At 68.6% G+C, this 17285-nt stretch carries 18 protein-coding genes and 1 tRNA gene; 11 read left to right on the top strand and 8 right to left on the bottom strand.

Features of this window, described 5'->3' with window-relative positions; all coding sequences use genetic code 11:
* Nucleotides 1-27: 27 nt before the first annotated feature.
* Nucleotides 28-432 (bottom strand): RidA family protein, encoded by a 405-nt coding sequence (locus ABD736_RS04725; protein ID WP_344790586.1) that lies wholly within the window; start codon nucleotides 430-432, stop codon nucleotides 28-30.
* Between the two features lie 55 nt (nucleotides 433-487).
* Between ABD736_RS04725 and ABD736_RS04720 the strand changes: the two genes are divergently transcribed.
* Together ABD736_RS04720 and ABD736_RS04715 are read left to right on the top strand one after the other, a co-directional pair.
* The gene (locus ABD736_RS04720; protein WP_344790585.1) at nucleotides 488-1408 is read left to right on the top strand and encodes an LLM class F420-dependent oxidoreductase; all 921 of its coding nucleotides are present in this window, start codon (nucleotides 488-490) and stop codon (nucleotides 1406-1408) included.
* An 80-nt stretch (nucleotides 1409-1488) separates the two neighbouring features.
* Nucleotides 1489-2952, top strand: a complete 1464-nt coding sequence (locus ABD736_RS04715; RefSeq protein WP_344790584.1) for an HNH endonuclease — start codon at nucleotides 1489-1491, stop codon at nucleotides 2950-2952.
* A gap of 4 nt (nucleotides 2953-2956) precedes the next feature.
* On the opposite strand, the gene ABD736_RS04710 is transcribed toward ABD736_RS04715, so the two are convergent.
* Nucleotides 2957-3721 carry a siderophore-interacting protein gene (locus ABD736_RS04710; protein WP_344790583.1) on the bottom strand — a complete coding sequence of 255 codons (765 nt, stop codon included), beginning with the start codon at nucleotides 3719-3721 and terminating at the stop codon, nucleotides 2957-2959.
* 31 nt (nucleotides 3722-3752) lie between these two features.
* A complete protein-coding gene (locus tag ABD736_RS04705) occupies nucleotides 3753-5180 on the bottom strand; it encodes an NAD(P)/FAD-dependent oxidoreductase (protein WP_344790582.1) in 1428 nt (475 codons plus the stop codon).
* Between the two features lie 90 nt (nucleotides 5181-5270).
* Between ABD736_RS04705 and ABD736_RS04700 the strand changes: the two genes are divergently transcribed.
* From ABD736_RS04700 to ABD736_RS04685, 4 genes are read left to right on the top strand one after another with little or no spacing between them, the layout of a single operon-like run.
* Nucleotides 5271-6428, top strand: a complete 1158-nt coding sequence (locus tag ABD736_RS04700) for an ABC transporter ATP-binding protein (RefSeq protein ID WP_344790581.1) — start codon at nucleotides 5271-5273, stop codon at nucleotides 6426-6428.
* Entirely contained in the window at nucleotides 6425-7660 is a 1236-nt protein-coding gene (locus ABD736_RS04695) for an ABC transporter substrate-binding protein (protein ID WP_344790580.1), read from the top strand. The genes ABD736_RS04700 and ABD736_RS04695 overlap by 4 nt, the downstream gene beginning before the upstream one ends.
* Nucleotides 7657-8535: an ABC transporter permease gene (locus tag ABD736_RS04690; protein ID WP_344790579.1), complete on the top strand. Its 879-nt coding sequence runs from the start codon at nucleotides 7657-7659 to the stop codon at nucleotides 8533-8535. The genes ABD736_RS04695 and ABD736_RS04690 overlap by 4 nt, the downstream gene beginning before the upstream one ends.
* The gene (locus ABD736_RS04685) at nucleotides 8532-9377 is read left to right on the top strand and encodes an ABC transporter permease (RefSeq protein ID WP_344790578.1); all 846 of its coding nucleotides are present in this window, start codon (nucleotides 8532-8534) and stop codon (nucleotides 9375-9377) included. Before ABD736_RS04690 ends, ABD736_RS04685 begins: the two co-directional genes overlap by 4 nt.
* A 28-nt stretch (nucleotides 9378-9405) precedes the next feature.
* Here ABD736_RS04685 and ABD736_RS04680 read toward each other — a convergent pair whose 3' ends face one another.
* The 3 genes from ABD736_RS04680 to ABD736_RS04670 are packed head-to-tail and all read right to left on the bottom strand — an operon-like array spanning nucleotide 9406 to nucleotide 12669.
* On the bottom strand, nucleotides 9406-11067 hold the full coding sequence (locus tag ABD736_RS04680) for an APC family permease (RefSeq protein ID WP_344790577.1): 1662 nt from the start codon (nucleotides 11065-11067) through the stop codon (nucleotides 9406-9408).
* 46 nt (nucleotides 11068-11113) lie between these two features.
* Nucleotides 11114-11890 (bottom strand): inositol monophosphatase family protein, encoded by a 777-nt coding sequence (locus ABD736_RS04675; protein WP_344790576.1) that lies wholly within the window; start codon nucleotides 11888-11890, stop codon nucleotides 11114-11116.
* The gene (locus ABD736_RS04670) at nucleotides 11887-12669 is read right to left on the bottom strand and encodes a DUF72 domain-containing protein (RefSeq protein ID WP_344792206.1); all 783 of its coding nucleotides are present in this window, start codon (nucleotides 12667-12669) and stop codon (nucleotides 11887-11889) included. Before ABD736_RS04670 ends, ABD736_RS04675 begins: the two co-directional genes overlap by 4 nt.
* Nucleotides 12670-12799: 130 nt before the next feature.
* Here ABD736_RS04670 and ABD736_RS04665 point away from each other — a divergent pair.
* The 4 genes from ABD736_RS04665 (at nucleotide 12800) to ABD736_RS04650 (ending at nucleotide 14317) form a co-directional block, all read left to right on the top strand.
* A tRNA-Lys gene (locus tag ABD736_RS04665) sits at nucleotides 12800-12875 on the top strand.
* Nucleotides 12876-12936: 61 nt separating this feature from the next.
* Nucleotides 12937-13230 (top strand): hypothetical protein, encoded by a 294-nt coding sequence (locus tag ABD736_RS04660; protein WP_344790575.1) that lies wholly within the window; start codon nucleotides 12937-12939, stop codon nucleotides 13228-13230.
* Nucleotides 13227-13781, top strand: coding sequence for a KH domain-containing protein (locus tag ABD736_RS04655; RefSeq protein WP_344790574.1), 555 nt, complete (start codon nucleotides 13227-13229; stop codon nucleotides 13779-13781). Before ABD736_RS04660 ends, ABD736_RS04655 begins: the two co-directional genes overlap by 4 nt.
* Before the next feature lie 26 nt (nucleotides 13782-13807).
* Entirely contained in the window at nucleotides 13808-14317 is a 510-nt protein-coding gene (locus tag ABD736_RS04650; protein ID WP_344790573.1) for a GNAT family N-acetyltransferase, read from the top strand.
* On the opposite strand, the gene ABD736_RS04645 is transcribed toward ABD736_RS04650, so the two are convergent.
* Nucleotides 14304-15536, bottom strand: a complete 1233-nt coding sequence (locus tag ABD736_RS04645) for an MFS transporter (protein ID WP_425554988.1) — start codon at nucleotides 15534-15536, stop codon at nucleotides 14304-14306. The genes ABD736_RS04650 and ABD736_RS04645 overlap by 14 nt on opposite strands.
* A 92-nt stretch (nucleotides 15537-15628) precedes the next feature.
* Between ABD736_RS04645 and ABD736_RS04640 the strand changes: the two genes are divergently transcribed.
* The gene (locus ABD736_RS04640) at nucleotides 15629-16192 is read left to right on the top strand and encodes a Dps family protein (RefSeq protein WP_344790571.1); all 564 of its coding nucleotides are present in this window, start codon (nucleotides 15629-15631) and stop codon (nucleotides 16190-16192) included.
* A 3-nt stretch (nucleotides 16193-16195) separates the two neighbouring features.
* Here ABD736_RS04640 and ABD736_RS04635 read toward each other — a convergent pair whose 3' ends face one another.
* Nucleotides 16196-17272 carry an AI-2E family transporter gene (locus ABD736_RS04635; RefSeq protein ID WP_344790570.1) on the bottom strand — a complete coding sequence of 359 codons (1077 nt, stop codon included), beginning with the start codon at nucleotides 17270-17272 and terminating at the stop codon, nucleotides 16196-16198.
* Nucleotides 17273-17285 lie beyond the last annotated feature (13 nt).

The following is a 17285-nucleotide window of genomic DNA, read 5'->3' as shown; positions in this document are numbered from 1 at the left end:
AGGCATCCCGTCGCTCAATGACACGCCTCACTCTGCGATCGCCGCGACCGCTTCGATCTCGACCAACTGGTTCTCGTAGCCGAGCACCGTCACGCCGAACAGCGTGCTCGGCACCTCGTGGTCGGCGAACGCCGCGCGCACCACAGACCACACCGCCCCGAGGTCGTTCCTGCGCGGCGACGCGACGAGCACGCGGGTGTAGGCGACGTCGGCGAGCGCGGCACCGGCGGCGTCAAGAGCGGCGACGAGATTCTCGATGCACTTCGCGGCCTGGCCGGCATAGTCGCCGACCGGCACGACGGTGCCGTCCGCGTCGAGCGGGCACGCCCCCGCGAGATGGACCAGCCGCGTGTCAGGGCCCACGACCGAGGCATACGCATAGCCGGGCGTCGCAGCGAGCGAATCGGAACGAATCAGCGTCACGTTGGGCACGCGTTGACGCTAGTGCACGCGCGTGTCGTGGGATGCCTGCGCATAGGCTCGAACCGTGGACTTCCGGATCTTCATCGAGCCCCAGCAGGGCGCCTCATATGACACGCAGCTCACCGTCGCGCAGAAGGCCGAGGCCCTCGGCTTCAACGCCTTCTTCCGCAGCGACCACTTCCTCTCGATGGGCGGCGACGGCCTGCCCGGCCCTTCGGATTCCTGGGTGACCCTCGGCGGCATCGCCCGCGAGACCTCGACGATCCGCCTCGGCACGCTCGTGTCGTCGGCGACGTTCCGCCACCCGGGGCTGCTCGCGATCCAGGTCGCGCAGGTCGACGCGATGTCGGGCGGCCGCGTCGAGCTCGGCCTCGGGGCCGGCTGGTTCGAGCGCGAGCACGCGGCGTACGGAGTCCCGTTCCCCGCCAAGCGCTTCGGCCCGTTCGCCGAGCAGCTGGCCGTCATCACCGGCCTCTGGAACACCCCGCTCGGCGAGACCTTCTCGTTCTCGGGCGAGCACTACACGCTGGTCGATTCGCCCGCGCTGCCGAAGCCCGTGCAGTCGCCGATTCCGGTCATCGTCGGCGGAAGCGGCGCTAAGAAGACGCCCGAGCTCGCCGTGAAGTTCGCGAGCGAGTACAACACCAATTTCACCGGGGATGCCGGGGTCAAGACGAACGTCGACAGGGTGCGTGCCACGGCCGAGGCCGCGGGCCGCGACCCCGAGTCGCTCGTGTACTCGGTCGCGCGCACCGTCGCGGCCGGGGCGACCGAGGCCGAGGCATCCGCTCGCGCGGCCAAGATCGGGCGCGACCCGCAGAACCTCGCGGAAGAGGGGTTCTTCGGGACGCCGCAGCAGATCGCCGACCGGGTGGGCGCACTGCGCGAGCTCGGCGTCAGCCGGGTGTACTTCCAGGTGCTCGATCTCGCGGATCTCGACCACCTCGAGCTGCTTGCCGCGGAGGTGCTGCCGCACTTCGCGTAGGGCGGCCGGGCATGGGGAAGTTATCCCCAGGTTCGAATATGTGATCGCTAATTTCGGCGCTGGTGGCTAAACTTGGCTCCGTGAAGTTCGTAGACCAGTTCGATGCGACGTCGGGTGTCGACCCGGGGCCCGGGCTGCGTTCTGACGAGCTCGCTCAGGCGGCGAGGCCGTGGATTCTTGATCGGCTGCGGGAGGTGGAGGCGGAGTGCTCGGCGCTTGCGGTGCGGCGGGTGAGGCTCGTGGGGCGGCTGGGTGAAGAGGCGATGCTGCAGGCTGCGCTGAATGTCGAGGTGGATCCGAGTCGCGAGGCTGATCGCGAGCGGAATCTGCAGTGGCGGTCGGCGGCGCTGGAGTTGGCGGCGTCGTCGAATGTCAGCACGGATGTCGCGCAGCGCACCTTGGCCGAGGCGTGGACGCTGACGCAGAAGTGCGAGATCACCTTGCAGGCGGTGGAGGCCGGTGAGATCGGCTTCGGGCATGCGCAGGCGATCGCGCGCGAGGTCGCCGATTTGGACGTGCTCGCCGCGGGCGCCGCGCAGGAGGCGCTGCTGCCTTACGCGAAGCGGCTGTCGGTCGGGCTCTTCGCCCGCAAGGCGCGCGAGGTGCTGGACGCGAAGGATCCCGAGCGGCTGGCCGACCGGTATCGGCGGGCGTATGCCGCGCGGCATGTCGAGGTCGAGGGTGGCCGCAATGGCATGGCGACCGTGACGGCTCACCTCGACGCAGCCGACGCGGCGGTGATCGGCACCGGGCTGCACAACGCCGCACTCGAACTGCAGGCCGCCGGTGATGAGCGCTCCCGCCGTCAGATCGAGGCTGACCTGTTCGTCGAACTCCTGATGGAGGGCGAGGTGATCGTCGGCGCGAGCGGCGGCACGGCGGCCGACGAGGCCGCCCCCGTCACAGAGCCGGTCCCCGTTGCGGAGCCTGCGAAGCCCCGCACCGTCCGCGATCACGCGCCGATCAGTGTCGAGCTGCTCGTGCCGGCCGCGACCGCCGCGGGCGGCGACGATGCGCCGGGGAAGATCCAGGGCGTGGGCATGATCGATCCGGTGAAGGCCCGCCAGTTGATCGCGCGAGCGCCGAGCCTGCGCCGCATCCTCACCGGCCCGATCTCGAGCGCGATCATCGACTTCGATCGCACGACCTACCGCGTTCCGGCGGAGCTGAAGCGCATGATCCTGCTCAGAGACGAGCACTGTCGCGCGCCGAACTGTCCGCACCCGGCCAAAGAGCTCGACCACACGATCGACTATGCACGGGGCGGCAAGACGGCGCGGGCCAATCTGGCCGGGTTCTGCGCGAATCATCACCACGTCAAGCACGAGGCGGGCTGGTCGGTGACGCAGTTCGCTGACGGGGTGCTCGACTGGATCGGGCCGACCCGCCGGCACTACCGCACGCGGTCCGACCTGATCCTGCCCGCAGAGCCGCCGCCCGCGTGGGACGACTACGCCGACGACGCTCCGTTCGATGCGCCGGCGATGGACGACGATTCGACGGAAGGCGACCCGACCGAAAACGACCCGACGACCGCGGGCTGAGTTCTCAATCGGGGTCGCTCGGGTCGATCGGGGCGTGATGATCGAGGCCCGCCGTGCCGTGCTTCCAATAGCCCGACGCCTGCACCTGCTCGCTCGGCAGCCCCAGGTCGCGCCGCAGGTAGCGCCGCACGGGAACCAGCGCCGTCGCCTCGCCCGCCAGGAAGAAGAACGTTCCCTCATCGAACGGGGCGAGCGAGCGCACGGCCCCCTCGAGTTCGTTCGCGCTGAACGTCGAGACGGATGCCTGCGCGGGAACGCGCCCTTCGAAGTACACCTCGGGCGCCGAGTCCCGCGGCCAGGCCAGCACGTCGACCGGAACGTCGTCGCCCGCTGCCGTGAGCCAGCGCCCTGCCGCCGGGAAGGCCGTCTCATCGACGACGAGCACGATGCGGCTGACGCCGCTCGGCGCGAGGTGCGACCCGCGCGGGCCGGCGATGACGAGCTCGTCGCCGACAGCGGCTCGGCCGGCCCAGGCGGACGCCGGTCCTTCGTCGCCGTGCAGCACGAAGTCGATGTCGAGCTCCGGGGCACCGTCGCCCTCCTCGCCGCCGTCTCCTGCCGGGCGGAACGCGGCCGGCGTGTAGTCGCGCGACTCGCCGCCGGGGAAGAACAGCTTCACGTGATCGGCCGGTCCGGGCGCGGCGAATCCCTCGAGCTCGGCGCCGCCGAGCGTGACGCGCACGAGCCGCGGCGTGACCGCGGCAGTGCGCACCACGGTGAGGGTGCGGCGGACGAGCTCATGGCGAACGCGTTCTCTCCTGATGGCCATGGCTCCCACGCTATCGCCGCTGCACGGTCGGCTAGCTGTCGAAGCCGAGCCCCAGCGCGTCGAGAGTCTTGAGCAGCAGGTTGCGGCGGCCGTAGTTGTGGTCGGCGCGATCCATCGCCCAGCGGGTTGCCGCGATCCCCGCCGCCGCGAAGGGCTCCGGCGGGAACGGCAGCGGCTTGCGGCGCACCATCTCGAGCTGGGTGCGCTCGGTGTCGAGCCCCGCCAGACGGTCGAGCAGCACCTCGGCCGCGAAGTGCGTCGCGCCGACGCCGAGCCCCGTGAAGCCGGCGGCCGTCGCCACCCGCCCGCCGAGGTCCAGTCCGTAGAACGCGCAGAACTGGCTCGACGTGTCGATCGCCCCGGCCCAGCGGTGGGTGAACCGCAGCCCCTCGAGCTGCGGGAACGTGGTGAAGAAGTGCGACGCGAGGGTGTGGAACGTCTCGTCCCGTTCCTCGTACGACACGTGCACGTCCCGACCGAAGTGATAGATCGCGTCGTAGCCGCCGAACAGAATCCGGTTGTCCGCCGTGAGTCGGTAGTAGTGGAACTGGTTCGCGAGGTCCGCCATGCCCTGCCGCCCCTGCCAGCCGATCGACGCGAGCTGGTCTGTCGAGAGCGGCTCGGTCGTCAGCACGTAGTCGTAGACCGGCACGGTGTACAGCCGATACCGCTTCAGCAGCGGCGGGAACGCGTTCGTCGCGAGCACCACGCGCCCCGCTCGCACGCCGGCCCGCGCCGTGGTCAGCGTGATCGCCCCGTTCTCGTCGTACAGCTCGTCGACCTGTGAGTTCTCGAACACCTCGACACCGAGCGACGCGGCCACCCGCGCGAGCTCCTTCGCGAGCTTCGCGGGGTGCACCATGGCGGTGTCGCGGTAACGGCGGCCACCGAGATAGGTGGGGGAGTGCAGTTCGGCTTGCACGGATGCCTGGTCGAGGAATCCCTCGTTCTCAGGCTCGAGCCATGCGAGCTGGTGCTCTTCGACCGCGACGTCGATCGACCCCGTGTGCTCCCACTCGCAGTCGATACCGAGCTCGGCGATCTCACGCTCCATCGCGGCGAGGTTCTCGTGGCCGAGCCGGTTCAGTGTCTCGAGCTCTTTCGGCCAGCGGTTCGCGCCGTTGAGCTCGCCGTGGGTGAGGCTCGCGTCGCAGAAGCCGCCGTTGCGACCGGATGCCGCCCAGCCGATCGTCTGGCCCTCGAGCAGCGCGACCCGCAGGTGCGGATTCCGCTGCTTCGCCTTCACCGCTGACCACAGCCCGAGGTAGCCGCCGCCGACGACGGCGAGGTCGACATCGAGCCACGCGTCGAGCGTCGGGTACACCGTGTGATCGCCGACGTCGTCGAGCCAGAACACCCGGTGCTCGGTCGTCTCGAGCGAATGAGCGATCACCGCTGCATCGGGTGCATCGCGCTCGAAGACGATGTCGCTTGGGCGCCCGAACAGTGGATTTCGCATGCTCTCTGACTCTCTTTGTCACGATTCCGTTGTCAAGTTAGCGCGGATGTATTGGAACCGAAACATGGGCATGAATAGGATGCCGTCACCATGACGACACCCGACGAAGCAGCCGCCGCCCCCGAAGCCGGCCAAGCCGCCATCACGCTCGACGGTGTGAGCCGCCGCTTCGGCGACGCGGTCGCCGTCGATAACATCGATCTCGAGCTTCCCGCGGGCGAGTTCTTCGCCCTGCTCGGCCCATCCGGCTGCGGGAAGACGACGACCCTGCGCATGGTGGGCGGCTTCGAGCTGCCGACCACGGGCCGCATCCGCCTCGCAGGCAAAGACGTCACCGCGCTGCCGCCCCACAAGCGCGACGTGAACACGGTCTTCCAGAGCTACGCACTGTTCCCGCACCTCTCGGTGCTCGAGAACGTCACCTTCGGCCTGCGCCGCAAGCGCATCGCGAAGGCCGAGGCCGAGAAGCGCGCGGGCGACTACCTCGACCTCGTCGGGCTGACCGGCTTCGGCGCGCGCCGCCCGCTGCAGCTCTCGGGCGGTCAGCAGCAGCGCGTCGCCCTCGCCCGCGCGCTCGTGAACCACCCCAAGGTGCTGCTGCTCGACGAGCCGATGGGCGCGCTCGACGCGAAGATCCGCAAGAGCATGCAGCTCGAGCTGAAGCGCATTCAGCGCGAGGTCGGCATCACGTTCCTCTACGTCACGCACGACCAGGCCGAGGCGATGTCGATGGCCGACCGTCTCGCCGTCATGAACGCCGGCCACGTCGAAGATCTCGGAACTCCCCAGCGCGTCTACGACCGCCCGGCCACGCAGTTCGTCGCGGAGTTCCTCGGCACGTGCAACGTTCTGCCGTTGGTGACGGATGCCGGAACCGCACGCCTTCCCGACGGGAACGCCGTCGACGTCGAGGCTGCGCAGCCGCCGACCGGCGCCGGCTGGAAGATCGGCATCCGCCCCGAGAAGCTCGCGCTCGAGAGGCTCGGAACGGAGGGCGCGCCGGCATCGGGCGCTCCCACCGCCCCGAACCGCACGACCGCGACCGTCACCGAGGTCACCTACCTCGGGGCGAGCACCGAGGCTCACCTCGAGACGCCGTGGGGCACCCAGCTGCAGGCGTACAAGCAGAACACCGGCGGCGACACCCTGATCCGCCCGGGCGACACCGTCGCGGTGTCGTGGGAGCGCTCGCAGTGCTTCTACCTCCCTCCCCGTGAGGGCGACGCACCGAAGGAGGCCGTGGCGTGAACGGTTTCGAGAACGACGCCGCGCTGCTGCGCGGCCTGACCCAGTCGCGGCTCACGCGCCGCGGCCTGTTCCGCGCGGGCGGGGCGATCGGCGGCGCGGCGGCACTCTCGTCGCTGCTGGCCGCCTGCAGCATCCCCGGTGCCAATCAGAGCGCCGCAGGCGCCGATGAGATCGACTGGGCGCAGTGGTGGGCGGGCAAGAAGAAGGCGGGAACGCTCAACTTCGCCAACTGGCCGCTCTACATCGACCAGGACGACAAGGGGAACAGCGAGTCGCTCGCGCGCTTCACCAAGGCCACCGGCATCAAGGTCAACTACAAAGAGGTCATCGAAGACATCCCGAGCTTCTACGCCAAGGTGGCGCCTCTGCTGCGCGGGAAGCAGTCGACCGGCTACGACCTGATGGTCATCACCAACGGCTGGAACCTGACGGAGATGATCAGCAACGGGTGGCTCGCTCAGCTCGACCACAGCCAGCTGCCGAACTTCGCGAAGTACGCCGACCCGAGCATCATGTTCCCGAGCTTCGACCCCGGCAACCTGCACAGCGCGGTGTGGCAGACCGGCTTCACGGGTCTCGCCTACAACGAGAAGCTCACCGGGCCCATCACGAGCTTCGACGATCTGCTCGACCCGAAGTTCAAGGGCAAGATCGGCATGCTCTCCGACAACGTCGAGTACGGCAATGCCGCGCTGCTCGCCATCGGCGTCGACCCGAACCACTCGACGCGCGCGGACTGGAAGAAGGCGCTCGCGTGGCTCGAGAAGCTGCAGCCGAACGTCGCGAAGTTCTATGACCAGGGCTACACGGATGCCTTGCAGAACGGCGACATCTGGATCAGCCAGTGCTACTCCGGTGACATCTTCCAGGTGCAGGCGGGCGGCCACCCCGAGATCAAGTACGTGACGCCGAAGGAGGGGCAGGTGATGTGGCACGACAACATGTGCATCCCCATCACCGCAGAGCACCCCGTCGATGCGCTCATGTGGATGAACTTCTACTACACGCCGGAGATCGCCGGCCTCGTCGCCGACTACGTGAACTACGTGAGCCCGGTGCCGGCTGCCCGCGAGTACATCCTGAACACGATCGACGACGCCGATGTGGCGAACAGCCCGCTGGTGTTCCCGAACGCCGAGACGCTGGCGCAGTCGCACGAGTACTACGTCTACAAGGACTACGCGGACTTCCAGGCGTGGAACAAGCTGTTCGACCCCATCTCGCAGTCATGATCACGAAGCGGTGGGCGCGCATCTCCGTGCCGTACTTCCTGGCTCTGGTGGGCTCGGCGTGGATGATCGTGCTCTTCCTGATCCCGCTGATCTCGGGGCTGCTCGTCTCGCTGATGACGGGGAACGTCGAAGAGGGCTACAACCTCACCTGGAACTTCGGCATCTACGGCGAGCTGTTCGGGCCCGGGGCAGATGTTCCGTACGCGCTTTTCCTGGGTCGGGCGCTGCTCTACGGCGCGACCGCGACGGTCATCACGATCATCGTCGGCTACCCGATGGCGTACTTCATCGCGTTCCGGGTCAGTCAGCGGTGGAAGACCGCGCTGCTGGCACTCGTGATGGTCTCGTTCCTGGTCTCGTTCATCATCCGCACCGACATGTGGGCGTTCCTGCTCGGCGGGCAGGGGCCGATGCTGTCGTTCCTGCGGCACCTGGGTGTCGGCAGCGACTTCCACATCCTCGGAACTCCTGCCGCGGTGATCGGCGGACTCGCCTACAACAACCTGCCGTTCATGGTGCTGCCGATCTATGTGGCGCTGGAGCGCATCGACCCGAGACTGTTCGAGGCGGCATCCGATCTCTACGGCAACCCGCGCACCGTCTTCATCAAGACGACGCTGCCGCTCTCGCGCTCCGGCATCTTCTCGGGCATCCTGCTCGTCTTCATCGCCTGCGTCGGCGACCCGGTCAACGCGCAGCTGCTCGGCGGGAAGACGACGTATCTGATCGGCCAGGCGATTCAGGACACCTACCTGAGTCAGCAGTCCTACAACGTCGCCGCGGCGCTGTCGACCGTGCTCATGATCGCGCTCGGCATCATCCTGTTCGCGTATGCGCGCATCTTCGGCACCGAGAACATCGAGGACCTCGTATGACGAATCAGACGCTCGCCTCCGGCGTCGCGACGACGCCCGTCAACGCGCCCATTCCAGGGCTGCGCGCCCGGCGGCGGCCCGTGCTGCCGATCATCTACTGGGTGGTCATCGTCATCACGCTGCTGCCGATCGCATCGATGATCGTCTACAGCTTCAATGTGGCGCCGAATCACCGCATCACGTATGTCTGGCACGGCTTCACCTTCGCGTACTACCTGCACCTGACCGACCTCGCGGGGCTCTGGCAGGCGTTCGTGCTCTCGGTGGTGATCGCTCTGCTGTCGTCGGCGATCTCGGTGCTCATCGGCACGCCGCTCGCCCTCGCGCTCGAGCGCTACCGCTTCCTCGGGCGCCGGCTGATCTCGGGCATCGTGTTCGTCGACATCGCCGCCCCGTCGATCGTCGTCGGCGCGGCATCCCTGTCGTTCTTCCTGACGGTCAACCTGCACACCGGATTCCTCACGATCCTGCTCGTGCACGTCGCGTTCAACGTGGCGTATGTCGTCGTGACGCTGCGCGCGCGGCTGTCGGGCATGGGCACGGTGCTCGAAGAGGCGGCGGGCGACCTCGGTGCGGCGCCGCTCAGCGCGTTCTTCCGAGTCACCGTTCCGCTGCTCATGCCCGGCATCGTGGCATCCTTCTTGCTCGCGCTCGCGATGTCGATCGACGACTACGTGATCACGGCGTTCGTCGCGGGGCCGGCGACGACCTTCCCGCTGTTCGTCTACGGCGTGAAGACGGGCCTGCCGCCGCAGGTGCTCTGCTTCGGCACGATCATCTTCGTGGTGGGGCTGGTGCTCGCCTTCGCGAACGGGGCGCTCAACCGGCGCACGAGCCTCTAGGGGGGCGCAGGGGGCAGGGCGCAGGGGGCTACGCCCGCTCGCCGAGCCCCTCCTCCGCGGCCTCTTCCTCGGTGAGCTCGCCGGTGCGCAGCTCTTCCACGAGTTTCGGGCGGCCGAGCATGTAGCGCACGCCGGACTGCGTGCCCCAGAGGTACAGCGCCGCCGACAGCACCGCCACGACGATCGAGTCCCACGGGGCCGGGATGAGCTTCAGACCGCCGTAGTCGCCCACGAACGACATCAGATACATGACGACGAGGTAGACGACGAGCCAGATGCCGCCCTTGACCTCGCTCCAGCCGTGCTTCTGCGTGATGAAGTTCACCGCGTACCAGATGAGGCCGACGGCGATGATCGGGATCGTGAGCACGAGCTCGGACCACGGCACCCAGTAGATGACCAGGCCGCTGACGATGAACGCGAACGGCGCGATCACGACCATGCCGGGAAGCCGGTCGGCCTTCTGTGCGACGCCGGCGCGGCGGAACGCCACGAGCGAGACCGAGCCGATCGAGAAGGTGAACGCGATCAGCGTTCCCGTGACGCCGATGATCTGGTGCCAGCTGGGCAGCGGCAGCAGGAACAGGATGCCGACCAGGAAATTCAGCAGCAGAGCGCGGCGGGGCACTCCGGAGCCCTGATGCACCTTGGAGAGCCACCCGGGGAAGAACCGGTTCTTCGACAGGCCGAACACGTTGCGCGCGTTCGAGGCGGTGAAGACGATGCCGGAGCCCGAGGGCGAGATCATCGAGTCGGCGATCAGGATCCAGTACAGCCAGGTCATGCCGAGCAGCATCGCGAGCTGCGCGAAGGGCGAGTCGAAGTTGATGCCGCTCCAGCCGTGGCCGAGCAGGTGCTGCGGCACACCGAAGATGAAGGCGGTCTGCAGCAGCAGGTACAGCACGATCGCCAGCAGGATCGTGGTGACGAGCGACGCGGGGATGTTGCGGCGAGGGTTCTTGACCTCGCCCGACAGCTCGATGATGTTGCGGAAGCCGGTGTAGGCGAACACCATGCCGGCCGTGGCGATCGTGCCGAGCGCCGCTCCGATGCCGTACGGCGCGAAGCCGCCGCCCGCCGCGAAGTTGTCGGCGCCGCCCGCCTTGCCGGTGTGGGTGAAGCCGCTGAAGAAGAGCATGACGATCGTGAGCGTCGGGATGCAGATCTTGACCGCGGTCACGATGTTGTTGCTGCGCGCGAAGAACTGCACGCCGAAGTAGTTCACGACGACGAACACCGCCATCAGCGCGACGGCGACGACGATGCCGAGGAATGTCAGCTGCTGGTGCGCGAACAGGCCAGGGATGTACGAGCTTGCATACTGCACGACACCGGATGCCTCGGTCGGCGGGTTGGCGACGTAGGTCACCCACATGCTCCAGCCGACGATGCTCGCCGCGAACCGGCCGTTCGAGTACAGGGGGTAGCGCACCAGGCCTCCCGACTCGGGGTGCACCATGCCCAGCTCGGCGAAGACCAGTGCCACCGCCAGCATCACTGCGCCGCCGATGACCCACGCGATCAGCGACGCGGGGCCGGCGGTCTGCGCGGCGTACATCGCCGAGAACAGCCAGCCTGAGCCGATGACGCTGCCGATGCCGGTCGCTACCAGCGACCAGTAGCCGAGCCGCTGCTTGAGATGACTGTCTTCGGTGTGGGCCGACTCGCGGGCCGCGCTGGCAGTTTCCATGCCGAGCCGGTACCCGGATTCCCGGGTGAAGATGCGTCGGCCCTGGTCAGCGCGCGATTCGCAGCAGAAGCTGCTCGTGAAGCACGCCGTTGCTCGCGAGCGCCGACCCATGCCACGGGCCGGAATCGCCGGTCGCCGAGGTGAACCGGCCACCTGCCTCCTCCACGATCAGCGCGAGAGGCGCCAGGTCGTAGGGCTTCACGTCGAATTCGCCCACGGCGTCGATCAGCCCCTCGGCGAGCAGCGTGTAGGCCCACAGATCGCCGTAGGCGCGGTCACGCCACACGTCCTGCAGCAGGGCGAGCAGCTGGTCGAGGTAGCCGGCGTCGCGCCACTGGTGGATCGATTGGAAGCTGACGGATGCCTCGTCGAGTGCGCTCGTCGCAGAGACGTGCAGCCGCTCAGGCTCTGCATGACGGCCGGTGCGCTTCCACGCGCCTTCGCCCTTCGCGGCCCACCAGCGCTGGCCGAGCGCGGGCATGCTCGCGACACCGGCGATGATCTCGCCGTCGACGGCGAGGGCGACCAGCGTGCCCCACAGCGGCACTCCGCGCAGGTAGTTCGCGGTGCCGTCGATCGGGTCGATGATCCACTGCCGGTTCGAGTCGCCCTCGACGCCGTACTCCTCGCCGAAGATGGCGTCGCCCGGCCGCTCCGCCTGGATCAGCTCGCGGATCGCGCGCTCGACCGCCTGGTCGGCGTCGGTCACGTGGGAGCGGTCTGCCTTGGTCGCGACGCGCAGGTCGTTGGCGCGGAATCGGACGGTCGAGATGGCGTCGGCGGCGTCGGCCAGACGGTGTGCGAAGTCGAGGTCGGCGGTCACCCTGTCAGCGTATCGGTGAGCGCGAGGGCGTCGAACGGCGCGCGACCATCGGCGTCATTGTCGAAGTACACATAGACGTCGCGCGGCGTGCGTGTGCCTGTGGTCGCGAGTTCGCGAATGACGGATGCCCACTGGTGCAGCTGGGCGGGGGAGTAGCCACCGTGATAGAGCTCGTGCGGGCCGTGCAACCTGACGTAGACGAGGCCGGCCGAGGCATCCGCACCGTCTGCGTCGTTGTCCAGGGCTCCGTTGTTGTCCAAGAACAGGGGGAACTCGCCTGCTCCATCGGAGGCGACCAGCGCGATCCTGTGCCGGTGCAGGATCTCGAGCGCCTGCGGGTCGCGGAAGCTCTCGTGCCGCGGTTCGAGAGCGTGCTGCAGGCGGTGGCCATCGTGGGTGCGGGGCAGGGCGGCGCAGAAGTTCTCGAGGTGCTCGGGGTCGAAGCGGCGGCGCGACGGGAACTGCCACAGGATCGGGCCCAGGCGGTCGCCGAGGCGGGTGACGCCCGAGTCGAAGAAGCGGTCGAGCCCGGCCTGCAGCTTGTCGGGTCCGACCATGTGGGTGATGTAGCGGCCACCTTTGACGGCGAAGCGGAAGCCGTGGGGCACCTGCTCACGCCAGGTGTCGTAGGACTCGGGCTTCTGCAGGGAATAGAACGAGCCGTTGATCTCGACCGAGTTGAGCCGGGTTGCGAGGTGCTCGAGCTCGCGGCGTTGGACGAGGCCTTTGGGGTAGAAGTCGCTGCGCCAGGCCTTGTAGCGCCAGCCCGAGGTGCCGATGAACAGCCGGCCGCCGGTCTCGCGGTCGCGCAGGGGTGTCTCGATTTTGAGGGCCTCCGTCCCGTTTGCTAAGGTTGATGCTTGTGCGGTTCCCGGTTCTCACGGGTTGCACAACGTTGAAAAACACAACGCGCCTCTAGCTCAATCGGCAGAGCAACTGACTCTTAATCAGTGGGTTCAGGGTTCAAGTCCCTGGGGGCGCACCAGCAAGGCCCGGAGCTCAAGGCTCCGGGCCTTTTTGCGTTTCCGATGCTCTACCGTTGCGGAATGGCCGACGCTGAGCTGCTGCCCGACGACTATGACCCTTCCCACGTGTTCCGCGTCGTCGCGATGCCCATCGAGCGCGGGTGGGGCGTGTGGCTGCGCGCCGTCGACGACACGATCATCGCGAGCTTCGGCATCGGGCTTCCGGCCGCGGCGGCGTTCGACCCCGAGGTGCTCGGCGTTCTCGGTCCGCTGCTGAAGGAGAAGTACCGGCTGGCGTACGACGGCACCGGCGCCTGGGATCAGATCGAGAACCACTATTCGGCCGTCGTCTATGAGGTGGGGCGGGCGCGATGACGACGCTGATCGTCGTGGTGGTGCTGCTGTTTGCCGGCATCCTCACGTGGCTCCTCGTTCGCTCGCGACGCAGGCGGCCCGCGCGAGCCGCACGCGCGCTCTCGCTCACGCCGCACGCGCAGCAGCGCATGGCCGAGCGGCACGTCGCGGCCTCGCAGATCCTGTCGGTCGTCGTGCAGCCGGATCGCGTCGTTCCCACCGAGTACGCCGACTTCGGGGCGTGGGGCGGCCCGGCTCTGAAGGACAGCGTGCGGCTCGAGGGCGAGATCGACGGGCGGGTGCTCAAAGTGTGGGTTCCGACGCCGTGGCCGCCGCCGGTCCGCACCGTCGTCGTGAAATCCGTGGCCTGGTCGGAGTTCGTCGACACCGTGCGTGTGCCGCAGCGCTCGGTGGGTCGCGTGATCGGTCGCTCGGGCGTGACCATCACGGCGATCGAGCGCAACTCGGGAGCGAACGTCTCGCACGTGGGCGGCGGGGTCTTCCGGATCACGGCCGAGGATGCCCGTGCCGTCGGTGCGGCGAAGCGGGCGGTGCAGGCCGCGGCGCGGTGAGCTGCCCTGGTCGCTACTGTGTTGCGATGAGCATCGTTGTGCGGCCGGCAGAGCTCGGCGACGTTCCCGGCTTGGCGCGCGTTCACGTCGAAGGCTGGCGCGAGACGTACCGCGGGCAGATGCCCGATGAGGTCCTCGACGACCCGACGTTCGTCGAGCGCCGTGAGCGGTTCTGGACGGCGGTGATCAGCGACGACCGGCCCGGCGCCAATCGCCGTGCTGCGACGGCGATCCTCGACGGAAAGGTGGTGGGCGCCGCGCTCGCCGGAGCTCCGACCGACGACGACGCGACCTGGCCGCAGCAGCTTTACGTGCTCTACACCTACGCGGCGGTGCACGGGCAAGGCGGCGGTGCCGCACTGCTCGCGGAAGTGATCGACCTCGATGCGCCGGCGGCGCTCTGGGTTGCCGACCCGAACCCGCGCGCCCAGGCGTTCTACCGCAAGCACGGCTTCGAAGCAGACGGCGTCTCGAAGGTGGACGACGGCGTGCGCGAGATCCGGATGGTGAGCCCGAGCCCGCTCAGTCGTTCGTGATCGTGCGCACGCTGCGGCGTGAGAGTGCGGCGAGCGTGACGACGACGGTGACGACCGCTGTGCCTACCATCACCTCGCGGGTGCCGAACGCGGTCGCCAGCGGCCCGGCCGCGATCTGCCCGAGGGGGATCGCCGCGAAGGAGCCGAGCGCGTCGTAGGAGTAGACGCGCGCGAGGCGATCGGCCGGCACGTGGTGCTGCAGGCCGGCATCCCACGCGACCTCGAACTGCTCGGTCGCGAGCCCGCCGACGAAGAACAGGGCGACCAGCAGCGGCACTGAGGGCAGCAGACCGAGCGCCGCGAGCGGCAGCGCACACAGCAGCAGCACGGCGACGCCCGCGCCGACCGCGCGCCGCGGCTGCCAGCGCATGGCGACGAATCCGCCGACGACGAATCCGATCGACTCCGCACCGACGATCGGGCCCCACCATGCGCGCCCGAAGCTCGCGTCGGCGATCACCGGGCCGAGCACCGAGAGGATGCCGCCGTAGCAGGCATTCAGCACGAGGAACTGCGCGACGATCACCCAGATCCATTCATGCGAGGTGAACTCGCGCCACCCGTCGATGAGATCCCGAATCGGATGCTGGCACTCCGGCGGGGTGGCGGGGGCGGCTGCCCGGTCCCGGCGCAGCGCGAGTTCCATCACGGCGAAGCAGATGCCCGAGAGCGCGAACGTCGCGGCATCGACGGCGATGCCCCACCCCGAGCCGATCCAGGCCACGACGACCGCGCCGCCCGCCGCTCCGGCCGCGGCGGCGACGTTGGTGCCGAGCCGCAGCAGGACGATCGCGCCGCGCAGCCGCTCGAGAGGCACCGTTTCACGCGTGATCGCGGACGACGCCGGCCGTGCGATCGCGGCGAACGCACCGTTCGCCGCTGAGAGCGCGATCAACCAGCCGAACGCGTGCGCGTGCTCGAGAACGAGCACGGCGACCGCGCCCTGAGACAGGAACGAGAGGGCCGACGACCCGACGAGAACGGTCGGTCGAGGCATCCGATCTGCAAGAACGCCGCCGACGAGCAGCAGCGCAACGTTCGGAATCGACCGCGCCGCGACGACGATGCCGAGCTGCGCCGCCGAGTACCCGAGGTCGAGCACCGCGAAGGCCAGCGCGATCGGCGCGATGGCGGTGCCGAGCTGGTTGATCGTGCGCGCGGAAGCCAGCCAGCGGAACGAGGCATGCCGCAGCGGAGCGAGAACGGGCGACGACACCATCGGGGATTAGCAACGGGCGGGCGACGTGTTCGGGAAGCGCGATCGGGGAACCGCCAGAGCGAACCGAGTCAGCAGCACGAAAGGCATGGAAGATGGCACGCGCGACCGCAAGCACGAGGACCTCGACCCGAACCGCGGCGAAGAAGCCGACCCCGCGCGAAGGCGCCGCGCGCTCGAAGAAGGAGAACGCCGAGAACGGGTTCCTGGCCTCTGAGCAGCTGACGGGGCACCTGCAGCGGGTGCTCGTCGACCTGATCGAGCTCTCGCTTCAGGCAAAGCAGGCGCACTGGAACGTCGTCGGCAAGAACTTCCGGGATCTGCACCTGCAGCTCGACGAGATCACCGAGTCGGCGCGTGAGTTCAGCGATGTCGTCGCCGAGCGGCTGCGCGCGCTGCACGCCGCGGTCGACGGCCGTAGCGCGACGGTGAGCGCCGAGACCTCGCTGCCGCCGTACCCGAACGGAGAGGTCGCCACGACCGACACCGTCGACCTGATCACCGTGCGCCTCGAAGCCGTCGTCGGCACGATGCGCGAGGTGCACGACGACGTCGACGAAGAGGACCCGACGACCGCCGACATCCTGCACGAGATCATCTCGACCCTCGAGCAGTACGCGTGGATGGTGAGCGCCGAGAACCGCACGCCGTCGGTCTAGCGGCTACACCTTCGCGTCCTGCCGCGGGATCACGAGCTGCTGCACGATCAGCAGCACCGATGCCGTGACAGGGATTGCGACGAGCGCCCCGAGGATGCCGAGCAGGGTGCCGCCCACCAGTGCGCCGATCACGACGAGCGCACCGGGGACGGCCACCGCCCGGTTCATCACTCGGGGCGTCAGCACGTATGCCTCGATCTGCATATAGATGAGGTAGACGACCGCGAACACGAGGGCCGCGACGGGGCCGCTGAGCAGCGCCACCACACCGCCGAAGACCCAGAACACGACCGAGCCGACGAGCGGCACCAGCGTGACGGCGAAGGCGATGACCGCCATCAGCACGGGAAACGGCAGCCCCAGGAACAGATAGAGCAGGAACACGACGACCGCGTTGAAGAAGGCGAGCACGACCATCCCGCCGAGGTAGCTTCCGATCGAGTCGGCGATCTGCGCCAGCATCCTCGAAGCAGTCGGCCGGCTGCGCGCCGGCATGAGCCGCGTGAACGCGGCTTTGATGGCCGGCAGGGATGCCAGGAAGTACAGGCTCAGCACCAGCACGATCACGGCCCCCGAGAGGCCGGTGCCGATCGTCACGGCGAGGTGGGCGACGCCGCCGCCGAGGTCGGCGAGCCGCACCGGGTCGCCCGCGAGGTTCTCTGCCTCGGAGAGCGCGGTGTCGACGCCGCTTCCGAAGGCATCCCTCAGCCACTCATAGAACTCGCCATGTCGAAAACTCGCGATCGTGCCGGGCAGATCGTGCAGGAATGCGGTCTCTTGAGTGAGCATCGCCGGCACGATGAGCCAGAGCACCGCGGCGACCAGCACGGCGAAGCCGGCATAGACGATGACGATGCCCCGGGCGCGTCCGATCCTCGCCCGCTCGAGGCGCCTGACGACCGGGTCGAGGCCGAGCGCCGCGAACAGCGCGATCGAGATGTAGGCGAGCACCTGCGAGAGGCTCTCGATCGCGAGGCCGAGCACGAAAGCGGCCAGCCCGCCGAGCGTCAGCATGAACCCGACGGCGAACGGGTTGCTGAGGCTGGCCCAGAACGTGTGCGGAGCAGGCTGGCGTTGCATCGCACCTCCCGCG

It is taken from the genome of Gryllotalpicola daejeonensis, from assembly GCF_039538145.1.
In the GTDB taxonomy this organism is placed as follows: domain Bacteria; phylum Actinomycetota; class Actinomycetes; order Actinomycetales; family Microbacteriaceae; genus Gryllotalpicola; species Gryllotalpicola daejeonensis.
This window is presented reverse-complemented; position numbering and strand designations above follow the sequence as displayed.